At 64.7% G+C, this 19,245-nt stretch carries 13 protein-coding genes; 9 read left to right on the top strand and 4 right to left on the bottom strand.

Annotated elements, in window-relative coordinates:
• Position 1 precedes the first annotated feature (1 nt).
• A complete protein-coding gene (locus F0U60_RS08330; RefSeq protein ID WP_395816293.1) occupies positions 2-2,236 on the bottom strand; it encodes an ATP-binding protein in 2,235 nt (744 codons plus the stop codon).
• Positions 2,217-2,891: a biliverdin-producing heme oxygenase gene (locus F0U60_RS08325; protein WP_395816291.1), complete on the bottom strand. Its 675-nt coding sequence runs from the start codon at positions 2,889-2,891 to the stop codon at positions 2,217-2,219. Before F0U60_RS08325 ends, F0U60_RS08330 begins: the two co-directional genes overlap by 20 nt.
• Positions 2,892-3,043: 152 nt before the next feature.
• On the opposite strand from F0U60_RS08325, the gene F0U60_RS08320 reads away from it, so the two are divergent.
• From F0U60_RS08320 to F0U60_RS08285, 8 genes are all read left to right on the top strand, one after another.
• Complete coding sequence (locus F0U60_RS08320) at positions 3,044-4,162, top strand: ABC transporter ATP-binding protein (RefSeq protein ID WP_395816288.1); 1,119 nt, start codon at positions 3,044-3,046, stop codon at positions 4,160-4,162.
• Positions 4,149-5,237: an ABC transporter ATP-binding protein gene (locus tag F0U60_RS08315; RefSeq protein ID WP_395816285.1), complete on the top strand. Its 1,089-nt coding sequence runs from the start codon at positions 4,149-4,151 to the stop codon at positions 5,235-5,237. Before F0U60_RS08320 ends, F0U60_RS08315 begins: the two co-directional genes overlap by 14 nt.
• On the top strand, positions 5,234-6,100 hold the full coding sequence (locus F0U60_RS08310; RefSeq protein WP_395816282.1) for a carbohydrate ABC transporter permease: 867 nt from the start codon (positions 5,234-5,236) through the stop codon (positions 6,098-6,100). The genes F0U60_RS08315 and F0U60_RS08310 overlap by 4 nt, the downstream gene beginning before the upstream one ends.
• Entirely contained in the window at positions 6,097-6,888 is a 792-nt protein-coding gene (locus F0U60_RS08305) for a carbohydrate ABC transporter permease (protein WP_395816279.1), read from the top strand. The genes F0U60_RS08310 and F0U60_RS08305 overlap by 4 nt, the downstream gene beginning before the upstream one ends.
• Positions 6,889-6,894: 6 nt before the next feature.
• Positions 6,895-7,173 (top strand): DUF2160 domain-containing protein, encoded by a 279-nt coding sequence (locus F0U60_RS08300; RefSeq protein ID WP_395816276.1) that lies wholly within the window; start codon positions 6,895-6,897, stop codon positions 7,171-7,173.
• A gap of 4 nt (positions 7,174-7,177) precedes the next feature.
• Positions 7,178-8,962 (top strand): ABC transporter substrate-binding protein, encoded by a 1,785-nt coding sequence (locus F0U60_RS08295; protein WP_395816273.1) that lies wholly within the window; start codon positions 7,178-7,180, stop codon positions 8,960-8,962.
• Positions 8,963-9,060: 98 nt separating this feature from the next.
• Positions 9,061-9,546, top strand: a complete 486-nt coding sequence (locus F0U60_RS08290; RefSeq protein WP_395816270.1) for a hypothetical protein — start codon at positions 9,061-9,063, stop codon at positions 9,544-9,546.
• A 10-nt stretch (positions 9,547-9,556) separates the two neighbouring features.
• Complete coding sequence (locus tag F0U60_RS08285) at positions 9,557-10,111, top strand: hypothetical protein (RefSeq protein WP_395816267.1); 555 nt, start codon at positions 9,557-9,559, stop codon at positions 10,109-10,111.
• 270 nt (positions 10,112-10,381) lie between these two features.
• Here the strand turns inward: F0U60_RS08285 and F0U60_RS08280 are convergent, their stop codons facing one another.
• Complete coding sequence (locus F0U60_RS08280) at positions 10,382-13,597, bottom strand: type I restriction enzyme HsdR N-terminal domain-containing protein (RefSeq protein ID WP_395825133.1); 3,216 nt, start codon at positions 13,595-13,597, stop codon at positions 10,382-10,384.
• A gap of 193 nt (positions 13,598-13,790) precedes the next feature.
• Positions 13,791-18,182 carry a DEAD/DEAH box helicase gene (locus F0U60_RS08275; protein WP_395816264.1) on the bottom strand — a complete coding sequence of 1,464 codons (4,392 nt, stop codon included), beginning with the start codon at positions 18,180-18,182 and terminating at the stop codon, positions 13,791-13,793.
• 109 nt (positions 18,183-18,291) lie between these two features.
• Here F0U60_RS08275 and F0U60_RS08270 point away from each other — a divergent pair, with 109 nt between their 5' ends.
• Positions 18,292-19,101 (top strand): GNAT family N-acetyltransferase, encoded by an 810-nt coding sequence (locus F0U60_RS08270; protein ID WP_395816261.1) that lies wholly within the window; start codon positions 18,292-18,294, stop codon positions 19,099-19,101.
• The last annotated feature ends 144 nt before the right edge of the window (positions 19,102-19,245 follow it).

Raw genomic sequence — 19,245 nt, 5'->3', positions numbered from 1 at the left:
ATCACCGCGGCCTCTCGCCCAGGGTAAAGAAGAAGGTAGAGCCCTGACCGGGCGCTGACTCCACCCATAGCTCGCCGCCATGGAGTTCGACGAGCCGCCGAGCGATCGCCAGGCCGGCACCACTCCCTCCCCCATAGGCATGAGCGGGGTGCAGCCGACGGAACATCTCGAAGATGTTCTCGTGGAACCGCTCGGGGATTCCGATGCCGTTGTCTCGCACGTAGAAGACGTATTCATCCGACCGCCGTCGCGCTGAAGCGGGGAGGGGCTCTCCCGGAGCGTAGAAACCCACCTCCATCCAACGCGATTCGCCCGCCTGATGATATTTCGCGGCATTGGTGAAGAGGTTGGCCCACACCTGCTGGATGCGGACCCCGTCACACTCCACCTGAGGCAGGCGCCGCGGAATGCGCACCTCCACCCTGTTCTCCTGCAAGCGGGCAGACACGGAGAGCAGCACCTCGTCGACCAGGGACTGCATGTCCACGTGTCCCCAGGCCAGCTCGACGCGCCCTACCCGGCTGTACTCGAAGAGGGCGTCCATCTGGCCCTGAGTGCGCCCGGCGAGCCACCGCACCTCCTCGAGCTGCTGGCGCCCGTCGTCCCCCAGCTCCTTTCCATGGTCCTCCAGGAGGAAGCCCACGTACTGCTGGATGCCGCGCAGCGGCTCCTTGAGGTCGTGCGCCACGGTGCCGCTGAAGGCATCCAGCTCCGCGTTGGAACGGGCGAGCGCGGCGGCATGGCGCAGCAGCACGCTCACCAGCGAGCCGCGGAAGCTCACGGCGGTGGCCAGGTCCTCCGGATTCCAGGGGCTGCTCGCCCCGCGCACCGTCTCCTGCCAGGCGTCGAAGGACGCACGAGGGTGGAGACGGTTGGCACCGGGCCCGGGCACCACCGGCTTCTGGGGATTGCCCGCCCAGGTGACGGTCCGGGCGACCTCCGGGCGGAACCAGAGGACGAAACGCGGGGCGTGCTCGTCCAACCGGACCGCGAGCAGGCCGCTGGCGATGTCCGCGTAGTCGGCGGCGGGCGGGTGGAGCGCGCCGAGCCGCTCCGTGTGGAAGGTGCCGTCGAATCGCTGCCCGGCGAGCCAGTCCGCCAGCGCAGTCACCTCCTCGACCGCGGGCGTGGCGCCCACGAGGATAGGCGTGTCGCCGAGCAGCAGCGCCGCACCGCCCGCGCCGGTGAGACCGAGCAACAGGTCCCCCTGCTTCGAGAGGGCCGAGGACAGCGACCCCGACTCCGAGGAGAGCCGCTCCACCATCTGGAACTGGAGGTGGGCGCGGCGGGCGACCTCCGAGGCCACGCTGGCGCGCTCCTCGGACGCGAGCTGCAGCGACACCAGCCGGGCCAGCACGTCACAAGCGCGACGCGTGGAGGCCGGAACCAACAAGGGCGCGCGGTGGTGACACGCGATGAGACCCCACAAGCGCCCTTCCCGCAGCAGCGAGATGGACATGGAGGCCCCTACCCTCATGTTGGCGAGGTACTCCAGGTGCACCGGGGACACGCTGCGCAGGGCCGCGTCTGACAAATCCAACGGGCGCCCCAGGGACGGGAGGACGGAGGGAACCAGGGGCACGGGCTGGGCGCGCGCATCCGCGATGAGGCGCAGGGTGCTGCGCGTGTAGAGGGCGCGGGCCTGCGCGGGGATGTCGCTTGCGGGGAAGTGCAGGCCCAGGAAGCCGTCCATCTCCGGCTCGCGGCTCTCCGCCACCACCTCGCCATGCCAGTCCGCGTCGAAGCGGTACACCATCACCCGGTCAAAGCGGGTGAGCGCGCGCACTGCCTCCGCCGCCGCCTGGAGCAGCCCCTTTGTGCCCTGGGCTCCCGCCAGCGGCGAGAGGAGCTGGTCCACCCTGGCCAACGCCTCCTCCTCGCTGGTGGACTCCGAGGCGGGCTCCAGCTCCAGTACCGCCAGTCCGTCACGGCGGTGCAGGAGGCCGACGAAGAAGCGGCCCGCCGCCTCGATGCGCAGGCTCCCCAGGGTGGACGAGGACAGGGCCCGGTTGAGGATGACGAGCGATGAGGGGTGGAGCACCTCCTCCAGCGGCCGGCCCAGGAGCGTCTCCGGCGCACGCCCCAACAGCTCCCCGGTGTTAGCGCTCACCACCTTCAAGGAGAGGTCCGGCTCCGAGAAGGCCAGCAATACCCCGTAGGGCTGGATGCCCCCCAGCAGGTGGATGGGCTCGCGCTCGCACTGGGAAAGGTCCGCATCAGAGATGGGAGGGGACATCGACATGAACCTCGCGCAGCCATGCCTCGAAGGCATCGAAGGTGTCCTGGGCCCCCCGCACCACCCGGGGAGCGAGCGCCGGATCCGGGCACAAGCGAAGCAGGGCCTCGCCAAAGGCCTTCCACATGGGCCCTACGGCCTCGCCATACGCCCGGAAGTACACGAACCGGCCCACGGACACACCCTCGAAGTGGCGCGTGAGGTGACGCAAGATGAGCTGGCCGCCCAGGGTCGAACCCTCTAGGACATAGAGGGCACCGAGCGCCTCAGGCCCCCCCGGCAGAGACGGCGGGTCCGCGAGCCGGGGCAGGCGGGCCAACGAAGCCTCGTCGTGACCGAGTGCCCGGAGGTCCTCCGCCAGCCAGGGCAGCTTCCAGCGCTCGGCGAGGCGCAGCTCGGAGGCGAGCCCCTCCAGTCGCTCGGCGAGGACCGCCTCCAGCGGTGCATGGAGACCGTAGAGCGCTTCCAGGTGGCGCCGGTATCCGGAAAGGGTCAGGTCTGGAGACATGAGGCGGACCACGCGCTCGGCACGCTCGTGGTGTGGGCGGGTTTCCGCCTTCAGTGTCTGCAACAAGGTGCGGGGCTCTAAGGAGAACAAGGCTCCTCCCAGCTTGTGCACGAGCCTCGCGCCGGGGAACACTCTCTTGAAGTCCAAGTGTCAACCTTCCGCCAGCCCGGCGGGGAGGGGAGCACGACGCGCGCGATCATGGGAATGGTTACAACCGTGCTGGACCGGACACGAGCCCTCTCCCTACGATGCGCGCCGCAGTCACTCACGGCGTAGCACACATCGAGGGGATACACCGGGTGAGGCATGGCATCGAGTTGGACAGGGTCACTCGCGTCGTCGACGGCGAGCTGCACCTCGCGGACATCAACCTGAAGCTCGAACCCGGAGCCTTCATCGTCCTGCTGGGTCGCACGCGCGCGGGGAAGACGTCGCTGCTGCGACTCTTGGCGGGGCTCGACAAGCCCACTTCGGGAAGGCTCCTCGTGGACGGTGCCGACGTGACGCACGTGGACGTGCGCCGCCGCGACGTGGCCATGGTGTACCAGCAGTTCGTCAACTACCCCTCGCTCACCGTCTACGAGAACATTGCCTCGCCGCTGCGGCTGGCCGGGAAGCTCAGCAAGCAGGACATCGACCGGCGCGTGCGCGAGACGGCCGCCGCGCTCCGCCTGGAGCCCTTCCTGCAACGGCTCCCCGCGGAGCTGAGCGGTGGGCAGCAACAGCGCACGGCCATGGCGCGCGCGCTGGCGAAGGACGCCTCGCTGCTGCTGCTCGACGAGCCCCTGGCGAACCTCGACTACAAGCTGCGCGAGGAGCTCCGCGCGGAGATGCGGCAGCTCTTCCGCAACCGCCCCGCCGTCGTGGTGTACGCCACCACCGAGCCCACCGAGGCGCTGCTGCTCGGCGGGAAGACCGTGGTGCTCCACGAGGGGCGGCTGCTGCAACAGGGCCCGACGCTCGAGGTGTACCAGGCGCCCGCCACCGAGCGCGTGGGCCAGGTCTTCAGCGATCCGCAGATGAACCTGTGGGACGTCGAAATCACCGCGGACGCGGGAGCGCGCCTCTCGCCCGAGGTGACTTTCCCGCTGTCCGGGCACCTGCGCGCTCTGGCACCCGGCCGCTACCGCCTGGGAGTCCGCGCCCACCACGTGCGGCTCGCCCGGGCCGCACCCGACGACGTCCGCATCCCCGCGCACGTGGAGGTGGAGGAAGTGAGCGGCTCCGAGACGCTCGTCCATGCGGCGCACGCGGGGCTCGCGCTCGGCGCGCAGGTGGAGGGCGTGCACCGGCACCCGTACGGCGCGCCGGTGGAGCTGTTCGTCCCTCCGTCGAAGATGTTTGTGTTCGGACCCGAGGGCCGGCTCGTGGCCGCGCCCCCCTTCACCCCCGAGGAGCCCGCGTATGGCCAGAATTGAGCTCCGCGGCATCGCCCACGCCTATGTCCCCTCACCGGCGTCCGAGAAGGACTACGCCCTGCGGCCCCTGGAGCTCGTCTGGGAAGACGGCGGCGCCTACGCGCTGCTGGGGCCCTCCGGGTGCGGGAAGACGACGCTGCTCAACATCATCTCCGGCCTGCTGAGGCCCACGCGCGGGCAGGTGCTCTTCAACGGCGTGGACGTCACCCAGGCCCCGCCGCAGCACCGCAACATCGCCCAGGTGTTCCAGTTCCCCGTCATCTACGACACGATGACCGTCTTCGAGAACCTGGCCTTCCCGCTGCATAACCGGGGCGTGGGGCGGGACGAGTCGCGAAAGCGGGTGGAGGAGGTAGCGGAGCTGTTGGAGCTCACCCCGGACCTGCGCAAGCGGGCGAGCGGGCTCTCCGCGGACATGCGGCAGCGGATTTCGCTGGGGCGCGGGCTGGTGCGCCGGGACGTGGCGGCCATCCTCCTGGACGAGCCCCTGACGGTCATTGACCCGCACGTGAAGTGGCTGCTGCGCCGCAACCTGAAGAAGGTGCACGAGCAGCTCAAGGTGACGCTCGTGTACGTGACGCACGATCAGGTGGAGGCGCTGACGCTCGCGGACCGGGTGGTGGTGATGAACCACGGCCGAGTGGTGCAGGTGGGAACGCCGCAGGAGCTCTTCGAGCGCCCGGAGGACACCTTCGTCGGCTACTTCATCGGCAGCCCGGGAATGAACCTCCTGCCGTGCACCGTGGAGGACGGCGCGGTGGTGGTGGAGGGACAGCGGCTGCCCCTGGATGCGGGCGTCTGTGCGCGGGCGAAGTCGGCCGGAGGCGAGCTGCTGCTCGGCATCCGACCCGAGTTCCCGCGGCGCGTGCGCGAGGGAACTCCCTCCTCGGTGCGCGTGGAGGTGACGCAGGTGGAGGATTTGGGGCGGCACAAGCTGGCCACTGCGCGCTTGGGAGCGCAGACCCTGAAGGTGCGGCTGCCCGAGGAGGAGCGGCTCGCCCCTGGCGAGGTGTGCTGGCTGGAGCTGCCGCCCCGTTGGACGACGCTGTACGCCGGAGGCCGTGCCATCTCATGAGCAAACCCACCAATCAACGCGCCTGGCTGCTGGTGCTGCCCGTGCTGGTGGCCGTCGCGTTCAGCGCCGTCATCCCCCTGATGACGGTGGTGAACTACTCGGTGCAGGACATCCTCGGACCGGACCAGCGTGTCTTCGTGGGCACGGAGTGGTTCCGCAAGGTGCTGAGGGACCCTGAGCTGCACGGCGCCCTGCGGCGGCAGCTCGGCTTCTCGCTGGCGGTGCTCGCGCTGGAGCTTCCCTTGGGCGTGGCGCTGGCGCTCGTGCTGCCGAAGCAGGGGCGCGCCGCGTCCGTGTGCCTGGTGCTCATGGGCCTGCCGCTGCTCATCCCCTTCAACGTGGTGGGCACCATCTGGCAGATCTTCGCCCGAGGTGACATCGGCCTCCTGGGCGTGGCCGTCAACGCGCTCGGCTTCCAGTACAACTACACGGCCAACGCGCTGGACGCCTGGCTCACGGTGCTGCTCATGGACGTGTGGCACTGGACGCCGCTGGTGGCGCTGCTGTGCTACTCGGGCCTGCGCGCCATCCCCGAGGCCTACTACCAGGCCGCGCGCATCGACGGCGCCTCCGCCTGGGCCACGTTCCGCTACATCCAACTGCCCCGACTCAAGGGCGTGCTGACCATCGCGGTGCTGCTGCGCTTCATGGACAGCTTCATGATCTACACCGAGCCCTTCGTCCTCACCGGAGGCGGGCCCGGCAACGCCACCACGTTCCTGAGCCAATACCTGACGCGGCTCGCGGTGGGACAGTTCGACCTGGGACCGGCGGCGGCCTTCTCGCTCGTCTACTTCCTGGTCATCCTGCTGTTCAGCTACGTCTTCTACACCGCCATGACGAGCACCCAGGAGGCGAAATGAAGCGCCTCGCCGTCCCCCTCTACCTGCTGCTGAGCTTCATCCCCATCTACTGGCTGGTGGGCATGTCGTTGAAGACAACCGAGGAGATCCTCGGCGGCTTCTCGCCCTGGCCGCGCGATCCCACGCTGGCCAACTACGTCATCATCTTCACCGACCCGGCCTGGCGCGATGGCTACATCAACTCGCTCACGTACGTGGGCATCAACACGGTGCTCTCCGTGCTGCTGGCGCTGCCCGCGGCCTATGCCTTCTCGCGCTACCGCTTCCTCGGGGACACGCACCTCTTCTTCTGGTTGCTGAGCAACCGCATGTCGCCCCCGGCCGTGTTCCTCCTGCCCTTCTTCCAGCTCTACTCGAGCATCGGCCTGTTCGACACGCCGTGGGCCGTGGCGCTGTCCCACATGCTCTTCACCGTGCCGCTGTCGGTGTGGATTCTGGAAGGTTTCATGTCCGGCGTGCCGCGCGAAATCGACGAGACCGCGTACATCGACGGCTACAGCTTCCCCCGTTTCTTCCTGCGCATCTTCCTGCCCCTCATCCGCGCGGGAGTGGGCGTGACGGCGTTCTTCTGCTTCATGTTCAGCTGGGTGGAGTTGCTGCTGGCGCGCACGCTCACGTCCGTGGACGCCAAACCCATCGTGGCCACCATGACGCGCACCGTGAGCGCCGCTGGCATGGACTGGGGCCTGCTCGCCGCCGCGGGGGTGCTAACGCTCGTGCCAGGCGCCGTCGTCATCTACTTCGTCCGCAACTACATCGCCAAGGGCTTCGCCCTGGGAAGGGTCTGAGCTCCCATGGACATGGAATGGATGGCCTGGACAGCACCGACGGCCAGCTTCTTCGCGGTCATCGTGATGCTGCTCGCGGTCTACACCGTCTGGGGAATTCGCTCCCCTTCCCTTCCCCGCCGGGGCCTGCTGCCCATGGCCACGACCCGTGGAGATCGCCTCTTCGTCGGGCTGATGGGAAGCGCGTTCATCCACCTCGCGTGGGTGGGGCTGACGGACGCGTCTGTCTGGTTCGCCGTAGGTCTGTCGTTGTTGTTCATGCTTGTCATCGCACGCTGGGGGTAACCCTTTGAAGAACACGTTGAGATGGACGCTGGCCCTGGCCCTGGCAGTCCCCGTGGTCGGGTGCAAGAAGGAGTCGAAGTCCGAGGAGGGCAGCAAGCCCGCCGCCACCGCGCAGCCGCAGCAGGTGGACATCGCCGCCCTGGAGAAGGCCGCCGAGAAGTGGGTGGACCAGGAGTTTCAGCCGAGCACCCTGAGCCGTGAGCAACAACTCGCGGAGATGAAGTGGTTCCGCGACGCCGCCGCCCCCTACCGCGGCCAGACCATCAACGTGGTCTCGGAGACGATCGACACCCACGTCTACGAGTCCAAGGTGATGGCCAAGGCCTTCGAGGAAATTACTGGCATCAAGGTCAAGCACGACCTCATCCAGGAAGGCGACGTCATCGAGAAGCTGCAGACCCAGATGCAGTCGGGTCGCAGCATCTATGACATGTACGTGAACGACAGCGATCTGATTGGCACGCACGTGCGCTACGGGCACGTGGTGCCGCTGTCTGACTTCATGGCGGGCGAGGGCAAGGACGTGACGCTGCCCACGCTCGACATCGACGACTTCATGGGCAAGAGCTTCGTCACCGGTCCGGACGGGAAGATGTACCAGTTGCCGGATCAGCAGTTTGCCAACCTGTACTGGTTCCGCCACGACTGGTTCAGCCGGCCGGACCTGCGCGAGCGCTTCAAGAAGAAGTACGGCTACGAGCTGGGCGTGCCGGTGAACTGGTCGGCCTACGAGGACATCGCCGAGTTCTTCACCAACGACGTGAAGGAGATCGACGGCGTCCGGGTGTACGGCCACATGGACTACGGGAAGAAGGACCCGTCGCTGGGCTGGCGCTTCACGGACGCGTGGCTGTCCATGGCGGGCGTGGGTGACAAGGGCTTCCCCAACGGCAAGCCGGTGGACGAGTGGGGCATCCGCGTGGAGGGCTGTAACCCGGCGGGCGCCTCGGTGGCGCGCGGCGGCGAGACGAACGGCCCGGCCGCGGTGTACGCGCTGACCAAGTACATCGACTGGCTGAAGAAGTACGCGCCGCCCCAGGCCGCCGGCATGACGTTCTCCGAGGCGGGACCTGTCCCGGGCCAGGGCAACGTGGCCCAGCAGATCTTCTGGTACACGGGCTTCACCGCGCCGCTGATGAAGCCGGGGCTGCCGGTGGTGAACGCGGACGGCTCGCCGAAGTGGCGCATGGCACCCTCGCCGCACGGCCCGTACTGGCAGGAGGGCACGAAGCTGGGCTACCAGGACACGGGCTCGTGGACGATGCTCAAGAGCACGCCGCTGGAGCGCCGCAAGGCCGCGTGGCTGTACGCGCAGTTCACCGTGGCGAAGACCACGTCGCTCAAGAAGTTCCTGGTGGGGCTCACGCCCATCCGCGACTCGGACGTGCGCTCCGAGCACGTGACGAAGGTGGCGGACAAGTACGGCGGCCTGGTGGAGTTCTACCGGAGCCCGGCGCGCGAGGCGTGGACGCCCACGGGCACCAACGTGCCGGACTATCCGAAGCTGGCGCAGTTGTGGTGGCAGAACATCAGCCTGGCCGTCGAGGGCGAGAAGACGCCGCAGCAGGCCATGGACACGCTGGCCGAGCAGATGGACGACGTGCTGGGCCGCCTGGAGCGCGCGGGCATGCAGAACTGCCCGCCGAAGCTCAACCCGGTGAAGGACGCGAAGACCTGGTTCGACGCGCCGGGCGCCCCCCAGGCGAAGCTGGCCAACGAGAAGCCCAAGGGCGAGACCGTGCCCTATGAGCAGCTCCTCCAGGCCTGGAAGGAAGGCCGGGCGAAGTAGCCGGTCCGTCGTACCGGGGAGGCGTGGAGACGGCCAGCGGAGTTCATCCGGCCGCCCTCGCCTCCCCTTCTTTTTCTCGAACCTCCGAAAGGAGAACCATGAATACCGGCTCCATGCTGCTGACAGGGCTTTTCCTTCTAGCGGTTGGATGCAGTCATGGCGCTCGAGAAGTACGAGTTCAAGCCGGTACTGCATGGGAGTCCAGCAGCGCGTACGCCGCTGAGCCCGAAGAGGGCGTACGCATCAAGGGAAACACGGTCTCTGCCCGTATCTGGGTCCTCATCAACAACGGCCGGTTCGCAGAGGCAGAAGCATTGATCGCGGAGGCAACCGCATCGGGGCTCGTTACCGCTCCAACAGCCACGCGAATGATGGAAAAGATTGCCCTGCTGAACATGAGGGTAGGGCAAATTCCCGCCACCCTCCAGCGTGCTCGTGACTTTCCCTCCCAGCTCAAGGGCTACACCTTGTTCGAGGTCAGGCAGATGCTGGAGCGAAGGGATTTCAGCCTGGCGACGGAAGCGCAGCTCAAGATGGTGAGCAAGATCCTCAAGAATCCAGAGCGCTTGATGGAAAAGCTGTAGAGGAGATCGCATGGCGCATCCCAGCCTTGAAGAACTGCTCCAGAAGTTCGAAGCAGCCAAGAAAGCAGGAGAGCACGACCGGGGGAACCCAGAGCAACTCCAACTGCATCGAGAGCTTGCTGGGGAATGCCCTGCCCTTACCCACAACCTGCTCTATCTCGCCAAGCTACAACTCCTTGTCGATCAGCCCGGCAGAGACGCAGAAGAGGTACTCCCCGAGATTCAACGCCTGCTGGAGTCAGCCGTTCTGGGTTCATACAGAAGTGCACCTGCTCTGTTGGCACTAGGGAACTTCCTGGACACCTTCCAAGATGGAACACCGGAGGCCATGAAGCTCTACGATGAAGGGGAGCAGAAGGCACTCGCCACGCTCGAGGATGCGTGGTTCTTCAAGCTCAGGTATTGGAATCTCGAGCGGACGAAAGAGTCCCTGGAGAAGGCACTTCGGCTCTGTGCCTTGGCGGAGCAGCTCTTTCCCGAGCCAAACAACTTCTTGGAGGACGAGATACAGACCACGAAGCGCTACGCTGCTCAGGAAGGTCTGATTCCGCCGGAAGGTTCGTGACTTCAGGAGCGTGCCCTATTACAACCCGCCCACCTCCTGCGGACGCCCATAGAACTTTGAGAGTGTTTCGAACCGCCCTCGGAATTGGCAGGTCAAGGGACAGCGCCCAGTCGCAATGATTAGTGCATCCTGGTTGCTGGGCAAGCGCTAGAATTCGTGCCAGTTCGGCCTAGTTAAACAATATCTCAGATGCAAGCAGAAGCCGCGGCGTCATTATCACCGGTGGCACTGCGCTCTCTCGCAAGAAACGAACGACATAGCGACTCTCCCTCACTTGATAGAAAGCACGCTCATAAGATTTTCTGGTGTAACCTTCTCCAGCTCAACCTCCAACAAGTAGTAGATCCAGAGCCGCACTGGAGTCTCGGAAGCAGCACCTCGGGCACTCTCCCCCCAAGCAAGCGGCACGTCTCGCCCTGGTCGAATGAATCCGCCGAAAGATGTCAAGACGGGACCAAGCAAATAGTCTCGTCCCGATTCTTCATCATAAGTTGTATAGCTTTGAGTAAATTTGGGCTGCAGATCCTCATCCTGACAGATAAAAACGTCAGCGCCAGGCGCCCCCTGCTTGAGCATAAAAGTAACACTACCGCCTCGAAGGTTTGCCCTGGCAGGATTCCTCGGACGAGCATAACGCACTTCCGCCCGAATCTGCCCCACGTTAGCCAGCTTAAACATCCAAGAAAGAATTCCGAAATTAGCGCGCACCATTGCTGGATACTCGCGCCCAACGTGCCTCATGAGTACATCAACGTATCTCACAAGCTGAGCATCGCTGTAGCCCTCTTCGAAAGAGCGCCTTGCCCATTGAGAATCACGATCCGGGCCTGGTAAATAATGCTTACGAAGCACCCCTCTCCGCTTCTCAATCACATCGAGAGCAGTATCAAGCACTGGAAGACCATCACCAGGCGTAATATTCACAGCAGGGAAGCGCACGCCACGCGCAGCCGCATCTTGTGCTTTCTGCTTAGCATTCTCATGCGCGTCAGCCCCCATCTGGAGCGAAACCAGCTTTGGTTCCTCGCCTCTAGCGCGCGTTTCAGCGACGACACGTGAATACTCCTGTTGGAAATATCTATACCTGAAAAAATATTCACCAAATCGAGCGTGGGCGAGACATCTGATTTCTTTGATCAAAACAGGAAGAAGGTCACGCGGCATCAAGCCGTCTGCATAGCCAACATCGCGGCGCGGCGGCAACCCGAGCGCATCACGCGCCCTACTCAAAACAGAAAAGGTTATCTCTTGCGCCAAGAGGTCGCTATGACGCCAATCCAACCCTCCCCCCTTCACCAGCAAGCGCAATTCGGTAAGCGCAAAGACCACACCGAGCCGGACTGGGTCATCGAGAATCAACGAGAAATTTTTTCCATAACGAATTTTCCGAGCAAAAGGCTCTATCAACACTCCCTGCTCATAGGCAGATCGCCACTCCTTGGTATAATTTTCGTATCGAACGACACGGGACTTATTATCCATTTCATTACGACAGAAAAATCCGACACTCCAGTCCCCCCCTGGGAACAGAGAGTAAACAACCCCAGCACCGCCGTTGCCCCCAGGCTCCATCTGAAGATGCGCCAAGTCACCGAGTTGCTCTCGTATTTGCTCGTATGCATCGAGGAACCGCGCAACTTGCTCATCCGCAAATGCAAATATCATCTCCTTGTGACGAGCAACAGGCGAACGAAAGTATAGCCGAAGAGCTTCCCTACCAAGGGGATGAGCAGCCCATTTCGGCAATCCAGCAGCAAACGTCCTTGGGTCGAGTTCATCGAATCGCAGCACATGCACTGCAACCACGTAATCTCTTATTCGATCATAAAGAAATCGGAGACACTCACGCCCATTATAATCAGCAATTCGGACCAAAAGCCCATGAGTCTCAGCATCGTGCCCAATCACTACCCCTGCAATGGAAAGCACAGCACGAATGCTACGTTCTGGCACCGACTCAAGCGACCTAGCATCATCCATAGCCATCTCATCATGCCGGACGCCTGCATTTCGACTGTGTCTTCGCCTAGCAGGAGGATCCTCGCTCACTGAATCATAAAGCGCACGAGCTACTGCCACCAACTCCTTGATCGCCAGCGCACGACGTTCTCGCTCATCTATTTTTTCAAGCTTGCGTTCAACGTATCGCCGCAGAACATCCAACTCCACCACACCCGAATGCGGCAATTCTCCCCCCGCATACGTTTCTGCAATGATGCGCATCATAAATGGGTCGCGCACAGCAGAATAAATCCCCCCGGGAGAAGCACTCACAACCCCAAAGGCAGCACAATACTTCTCAAACGCCTCGCATCGCTCGCTTTCTGCGAATTGCCGCAACTCAAACGAAGGGCGGATTCCGTGTGCCACAGCAAGAGAACCTTCTTCATCCTCTTTCTCCACCACATCACTACGAACAGGCCGCTGCGCTGTCTCATTTTTCCCCGTTCGCAACTTGAGCGGCGGGACACAACGATCAGCAAGCACTGTCGGCACACCTGCAACACTAGCAAACCGCTCCCACTCTGAACTCTTGAGTGCAACAACCAACTTTACTGCGGATGTCACCGCCTCAAGGTGGTACACCAAATCGCTCAATGCCTGAGGCATGTTTCGAGCAATAGACTCATCAACGGCATCCACAAAAATGAGTATCTGCTCGCCAGTACGAGTCGCCAATTGATGAAGGCGTCGGACAATCTGAGGAAGAGCAAGCGCCTCGCTAAAGTTCCAGTTAAAATCGCTCGCAATTGCTTCATCGATTGTTCCTGGCAACTGCGCCGCATTGAAGAAGAATGCAGGCATGCGCGCCCCCAATCGTTCAGCAAGAGCGCACATTTCATTCGTCTTACCTACACCTGAAGCGCCGGCAAGAACAAAAACTGATCTATCACCAGCAAGGAATTGCTTTATCGCCTGCTCCACACCCGTTCGCTGAACATATGCCTGCGGAAGATACTTACGTTCAAGTTCGTTGGGTCCACCACGAAGTCCTGCGATTCGCGCTCCTCGCTGAGCATCCGCAAACAATCGCAGATTCTCTCCCGAGTAGCCAAGAAAAAGCTCCATCGCCTCTTGACGAAGCAACAAACTATCGCCAGTTACCCAACCACGCGCCTTCGCTCGTGCAGTCGCACGTGGAGGCAATTGCTCGGCAATCAACTGCTCCTTGGTCACTGTATCAAACAATCGGCACTCACGCCCATTTGTGAGTACAACAAAAGGAGCTATCGGATGAACAAGCCGAGCGTAGCTAATTCCCTGGTCGCGATCATCCTCACTAAGTTCAAGCTCCTGCCGCTTGAGCTCCACAATAAAAAGAGGCTCTCCTCTCTCTGTAGTTACAAGGATATCAAACCGCGCATTAACGATTTCGCGACCTGATTTCGCGCCAGAAACAAGGGTATGGTGCCCAATCCTTAGACTGAATGAACGCTCAAATTGACATCGGTCTGGCCCAATGCCGAGCGCCAGCAGATAAGGCACAAGCAAGCGAGACCGAAGGTCCTCTTCCGTTGGATATGACATATCTTGGATGCAATGAAGTAGCGCACGAGTTTAAACCGCAGCAGAGAGAAAGAGCGAACAAGTAGCCGTCTTGCATTGTTCTCGCCACGCAGTTTCTACCATCTGCAAATTTGGTAATATCTCGGTCACATGTTAGACATATAGACGCAGCTCAGTTGGTCTGCGCCGTCTCGCCAGTGGTGTCCTCGCCCTCTCCTTCTTCGTCGTCTCCCTGTGCGTCGAAGCCCTGCGGCACTCCGTCCACGTACGTGACGACGTTGCCCACCGTGGCCGGTACTCGCGGTCCCGGTGTCACCACGCCCGTCAGGTTGAGCGGGTCCACCGCCGAGAGCTGCACGCGCACTCCCGAGGGCGCTTGTCTCCGTACGGCTCGCGCTACGTCCACCGCCTCCGGCAACGCGAACTGCTCTCCCACGAAGCCCGCTACGAAGCGGCCTCCGCGGATTTCGCCTCGCGCTTCCATCCGCCGGTATACGTACAGCAGCTCGCGCCACGACGGTGCCAGCGACTCGCGCATCACCAGATCCCTCCAGACGATGCCGTAGCGCTGGAGGAACAGTCGTGCGAGGGATTCACGTACTTCGTCCTCGGCCTTCGGCTCCGAGGGTACCAGCAGGCTCCAGCGGCCTGGGCCTCCTCGCTGCAACAGCTTCTGGCGCTTGCGCTGCGCCGGGCTCTGCAGCACTCGCAGGTTCTGCACCGCGTCCGCCGTGACGAGGCCTCGTGCCACGAGTTCCCACAGCGCGTCCTCGACTTCCGCGGGCAGCCTCCGTGAGCGCGAGCAGAGATCGTTGAAGAAGCACGCGCCCCGCTGCTCCAGCACCGTCACCACGTCCTTCGCCGGCCCCGACAGGTCCGGCGGCACCCACACGCCTCCGTCTGAAAGCACCGCGTTCGGCCTCGCCGCCGACAGCATCCAGTCCAGGTCCTCCCGGCGCACGAAGGTCAGGCTCGCATTGCGGTTCGGCGTCGCCGCTCGCGCGCGCGGGGCCTCTGGTTCGGGCGGGGTCGCTGGCGCTCCCCGGCGTGGGCCCGGTGTGGGTTTCGCTTCCTTCTGCGTCAGCCGGCCCCACGCCACCTCTCCCGAGTAGCAGGCCCTCTCCAACAGGTCTCCCAGGTATCCCTTCATCCGCGCGGGCAGCAGGTAGCGCTCCCATGCCGATGCCGGTGCTTCGTAGCCTTGCAGCAGGGTGATTGCCTTTGACAGGCCCGTGGAGCCTCGCAGTGCGTCCAGCTCCTCCAGGTGGTGCCACCGGAAGAGGAAGCGCATGAAGTCTTGCGCGCTGAGTGGCTCGATCTCCTTGCGCAGCCGCCCCACCGTCAGGCGGTGGATTCGCTGCAGGAGGCGCCGATCGCACCACTCCACCACAGCAGGAGTGGAACCCTCGGTCTCCGATACCCTCACCCCGTCCCTCTCCCAGGGGGAGAGGGTCGAACTCGAGTGTGGAATCACTGGCCGGAAACGTCCTCTTAGGATTCCTCCCGTCGACTCCAATTGATGCAACGACAGGTTTATCTCGGACTCGTCTAGTGCCGTCCGCTCCGCCAGCTCCGCCGCTGTCGTCGGACCCAGTAGCTCCATCCACCCTCGCACCACCTGTGACACCGCTGCGTCCTTCTCCACTGGTTTGTCTCCAGGGAGGGGCGTCAGTGCTGGTTGCAATGAGGCCTCGGGGAACAGTGCTCGGATCGCGCTCAGGCGCTCGGCCGGGACCAGGAACCGTCTTGTGTTCGTCTCCAGCCACGCCACCCGCCGCTGCGTCATCAGGCTCGCGACGAAGCGCTTGGGCACGTCCTCCTCGGGCATCAGCACCAGTTGCAGTAGCGCGTCGTGCAACTCGTCCTCGTCCCTCATCGGCGGCGCCGCGTCCCTCACCACCTGCGCGATGGCGTCTGCATCCAGTGCGCCAAACGACGCCGCGTCCTCCGCTGGCAGCGTCCGGCGCAGCACCACGTTGCGCACCCGCCGCTCCTCCGCCGGTGCGTCGTCCAGGAACGTGTAGGGCTGGCTGTTCACCATCTGGTGGGCGAACACGCTCGGCTCGGGCACGTCCCTCGCCACCAGCTTGATGCGCCCATCCTTCATCTGCTTCAGCACCTCGCGCAGGCCGTCGATGTCCATGGCCTCGCGCAGGCAGTCCTCCATCGTCTGCTTCACCAATGGATGGTCCGGCAGCTCGACGTCCGCCCCTCCGTGGTTGTCCTGGCACCCCACCTGCGCCGGGAACACCGCTGCCAGCAAGTCCTCGCTCCGAGCCCTCTGGAGATTCGGCGCCACTCGCTTGCCTGCCGCGAAGCGCGACAGCGACAGCGCTCGCGTCGCGTTCCACCGGAAGCGCGTGCCGAACAGCGGCACCTGCAGCACCGCCTGCACCAGCACCTCCTCCACGTTCGTCGGGTTCAGGAACTCGAAGATGTCCTCCAGTGGGAACGAGTGCTGCTCTCCCAGCGACAGCAGCAGTCCATCCTCCGTCGCCGCCGCCTGCAGCTCGAAGTCGAAGGTGCGGCAGAAGCGCTTGCGCAGCGCCAGTCCCCACGCCCGATTCACCCGGCTCCCAAAGGGCGCGTGGAGGATGAGCTGCATCCCTCCCGCCTCATCGAAGAAGCGCTCGGCCACGATGGTGGTGTGGCTCGGCACCACGCCCAGCGCCTGCTGCCCCGCCTTCAAATACGCGAGCAGCGCGTCCACCGCCGGCGGCGGCACCTTCAGCTCCTTCTCCAGGAAGAGCGCCGCGTCCTTGCGCTGGGTGAGCTCCTCGCGCAGCCGGCCCACGTGCAGGCTCAGCTCGTCCGTGCGCCCTGGCGCCTCGCCTCGCCAGAAGGGCACCGTCGGCGGCTGCCCGTGCGCGTTCTCCACCATCACCGACGCCCCCATCACCCGCTGGATTCGCCACGCCGTTGTCCCCAGCAGGAAGATGTCCCCGGGCGTCGACTCCACCGCGAAGTCCTCGTCCAGCGTCCCCACCACCTTGCCCTCGGGCTCGGCCACCACGTTGAAGGTGAAGGTGTCTGGAATCGCTCCCCCGTTGGTGAGCGCTGTAATCCGCACGCCCCGGCGCGCCTTCAGCCGCTGGTTCACCCTGTCTCTGTGCAGGTGCACCCCCGCACGCCCTCGCCGCAGCGACACGCCCTCCGAGAGCGTCTCCAGCACCTTCTCGTACTCCTCGTACGTCAGGTTCCGGTACGGGTACGCCCGGCGGAACAGGCTGTAGAGCGCCCGCTCGTCCCACTCCTCGCACGCGCACGCCGCCACCACCTGCTGCGCCAGCACGTCCAGCGGCTTCTCAGGTATCCGCACCGCGTCGAGGTCTCCCTCGCGCACCGCGTTCAACAGCGCGACGCACTCCATCAGCTCGTCTCGCGTCTGCGCGATGAGGATGCCCTTCGAGATTCCTCCCTTGTAGTGGCCCGCGCGGCCCACCCGCTGCAACAGCACCGCGATGGAGCGCGTGCTGCCCAGCTGCACCACCAGGTCCACGTTGCCCACGTCGATGCCCAGCTCGAGTGACGCCGTCGCCACCATCACCGACAGCTGCCCCGACTTCAGCCGCTCCTCCGCCGACAGCCGCATCTCCCTCGACATGCTGCCGTGGTGCGCCGCCACCTTGTCCGGCCCCAGCCGCTCGCCCAGATCATGCGCCACGCGCTCGGCCATCTTCCGCGTATTCACGAAGACGAGCGTCGTGCGGTGCTCGCCCGCCAGCGCCACCAGCCGGTCATACACCTGGCCCCACATCTCGTTCGTGGCCAGCGAGCCCAGCTCCGCGTCCGGAATCTCCACCCGCAGGTCCCACGGCCGCTGGTGCCCCACCTGCACCAACCGGCACTCCTCTGCCCGCTCTCCCGTGAGGAAGGCGGCAATCGCCTCCAGCGGCTTCTGCGTGGCTGACAGGCCGATGAGCTGCGGCCTCACCTCGGTGAGTGCCTTCAACCGCTCCAGCGACAGCGCGAAGTGGCTGCCCCGCTTGTCGCGCGCCAGGGCGTGGATTTCGTCCACGATGAGCGTGCACACCCCGCGCAGCGTGGCGCGGGCCCGGTCCGCCGTGAGGTAGAGGTAGAAGGACTCGGGCGTGGTGATGAGGATGTGCGGCGGCCGGCGCACCATCTGCGAGCGCTCCGACGCCGAGGTGTCGCCGGTGCGCACCTGCACCCGCAGCTCCTGGGGCGAGTAGCCCGCGGCGCGAGCCCGCTGCATCAGCTCCTCCAACGGCTGGAGGAGGTTCTTCTGCACGTCATTGCCCAGCGCCTTCAGGGGCGACACGTACAGCACTTGCGTCTGGTCCGGCAGCCGCCCCTCCAACGCCAGGCGGAAGAGCCTGTCCAGTGCCGCGAGGAAGGCGGTGAGCGTCTTGCCGCTACCCGTGGGCGCGGCGATGAGGACGTCGTGCTGCGCCTGGATGAGCGGCCAGCCCTCCACCTGGGGACGCGACGGCTCGCCGAGCCGCTCGGTGAACCACCGCTGCACCACCGGATGGAACGGCTCGAGGGCCGGGTGGACGGTCTGCTGGGACGTGACGAAATCGAGGGCAATCTGGGGGGCCATGGCGCTCTCTCCCTCTGACTGAACACCGGTTTAGGGGAGGCGTCAACGCACCCGCCTGGCCGAGGGGTGGGCAGCCGTGAGCTGGGAACTTCTGTACACTGAAGAACACATGCCCATCGACGAAATCCGCGAATCCAATACGCAGCTCCTCGGTGCCTGGCGCTTCTTCGCTCGACACAGCCCGAACGGCGAGGTGCTCGATCTGCCCGAAGTGCATATCGCCTCGGCCAACGGCATCTGGCAGATGCTGAATATCGCCATGCCCCGAGGCCCCCATGAGACAGCGGAGGAGCTGCAGCGCAGTGCCGCCGCCGCCGCCCGCTACTTCGAGGCCAGGGGGCTCCCGTGGATGTTCGCCGTGTGCGAGGACTGGCTGGCGCCGGGGTTCCGATCTCGGGCCGCCGAGCTGCTCGCCCCCTACGGACTCAATCCGGGCATGGACACCACCGGCATGGCCACCGACCGCCTCGTGGAGCCCGTGCGGCCCCTGCCCGCGCTCGAGTTCCGCCAGGCGGTGGATACACAAGGCCGCAATGACGTGGCGGATATCAACGCGCTCTCCTACGACACGCCACGCGAGCTGGTGCGCGGACCGCTCGACGTGTCGGCCTACTTCGCGGGCGACAACCAGGGCGTGGGCTACGTGAGCTACCGCGACGGAAAGCCCGCGAGCTGCGCAACAGTCCTCCCAGTGGACGGCATCGCCTACGTCGCGCTGGTGGCGACCATGAGTGAGCACCGCAAGCTCGGTTGCGCCGAGGCCGTCATCCGCAAGGCGCTCGACGAGACCCGCCGCACCCAGGGGCTGCAACGCACGACGCTGCACGCCACCCCGGCGGGCTACCCCGTCTACCTGCGCATGGGCTACCGGGCCGTGACGCGCATCCACTTCTACATGGCCGCTGCGAAGGGCCACTGAAGCAGGGCCCGTTGAAGCAGGAAACCCCCCGGGCGCACTTCGCGCGGACTTGTCCGACTGTCGGACAGGTCGGAGAAAAGTGCCGCCGGAGGGCGGGCTCAGGGCTCGAGGGTGAGCAGAAAAGTGTCCACCTCTGCGGACGAC

This window comes from Archangium minus, from assembly GCF_044360475.1.
GTDB lineage: Bacteria > Myxococcota > Myxococcia > Myxococcales > Myxococcaceae > Archangium > Archangium minus.
Note: the sequence above shows the minus strand (reverse complement) of the source record. Positions and strands in the feature narration are given on the sequence as shown.

Coding starts and splice junctions, on each gene's coding strand:
- F0U60_RS08330 (WP_395816293.1), bottom strand. CDS start 2,236: ATGTCCCCTCCCATCTCTGATGCGGACCTTTCCCAGTGCGAGCGCGAG.
- F0U60_RS08315 (WP_395816285.1), top strand. CDS start 4,149: ATGGCCAGAATTGAGCTCCGCGGCATCGCCCACGCCTATGTCCCCTCA.
- F0U60_RS08310 (WP_395816282.1), top strand. CDS start 5,234: ATGAGCAAACCCACCAATCAACGCGCCTGGCTGCTGGTGCTGCCCGTG.
- F0U60_RS08305 (WP_395816279.1), top strand. CDS start 6,097: ATGAAGCGCCTCGCCGTCCCCCTCTACCTGCTGCTGAGCTTCATCCCC.
- F0U60_RS08300 (WP_395816276.1), top strand. CDS start 6,895: ATGGACATGGAATGGATGGCCTGGACAGCACCGACGGCCAGCTTCTTC.
- F0U60_RS08290 (WP_395816270.1), top strand. CDS start 9,061: ATGAATACCGGCTCCATGCTGCTGACAGGGCTTTTCCTTCTAGCGGTT.
- F0U60_RS08285 (WP_395816267.1), top strand. CDS start 9,557: ATGGCGCATCCCAGCCTTGAAGAACTGCTCCAGAAGTTCGAAGCAGCC.
- F0U60_RS08275 (WP_395816264.1), bottom strand. CDS start 18,182: ATGGCCCCCCAGATTGCCCTCGATTTCGTCACGTCCCAGCAGACCGTC.
- F0U60_RS08270 (WP_395816261.1), top strand. CDS start 18,292: ATGCCCATCGACGAAATCCGCGAATCCAATACGCAGCTCCTCGGTGCC.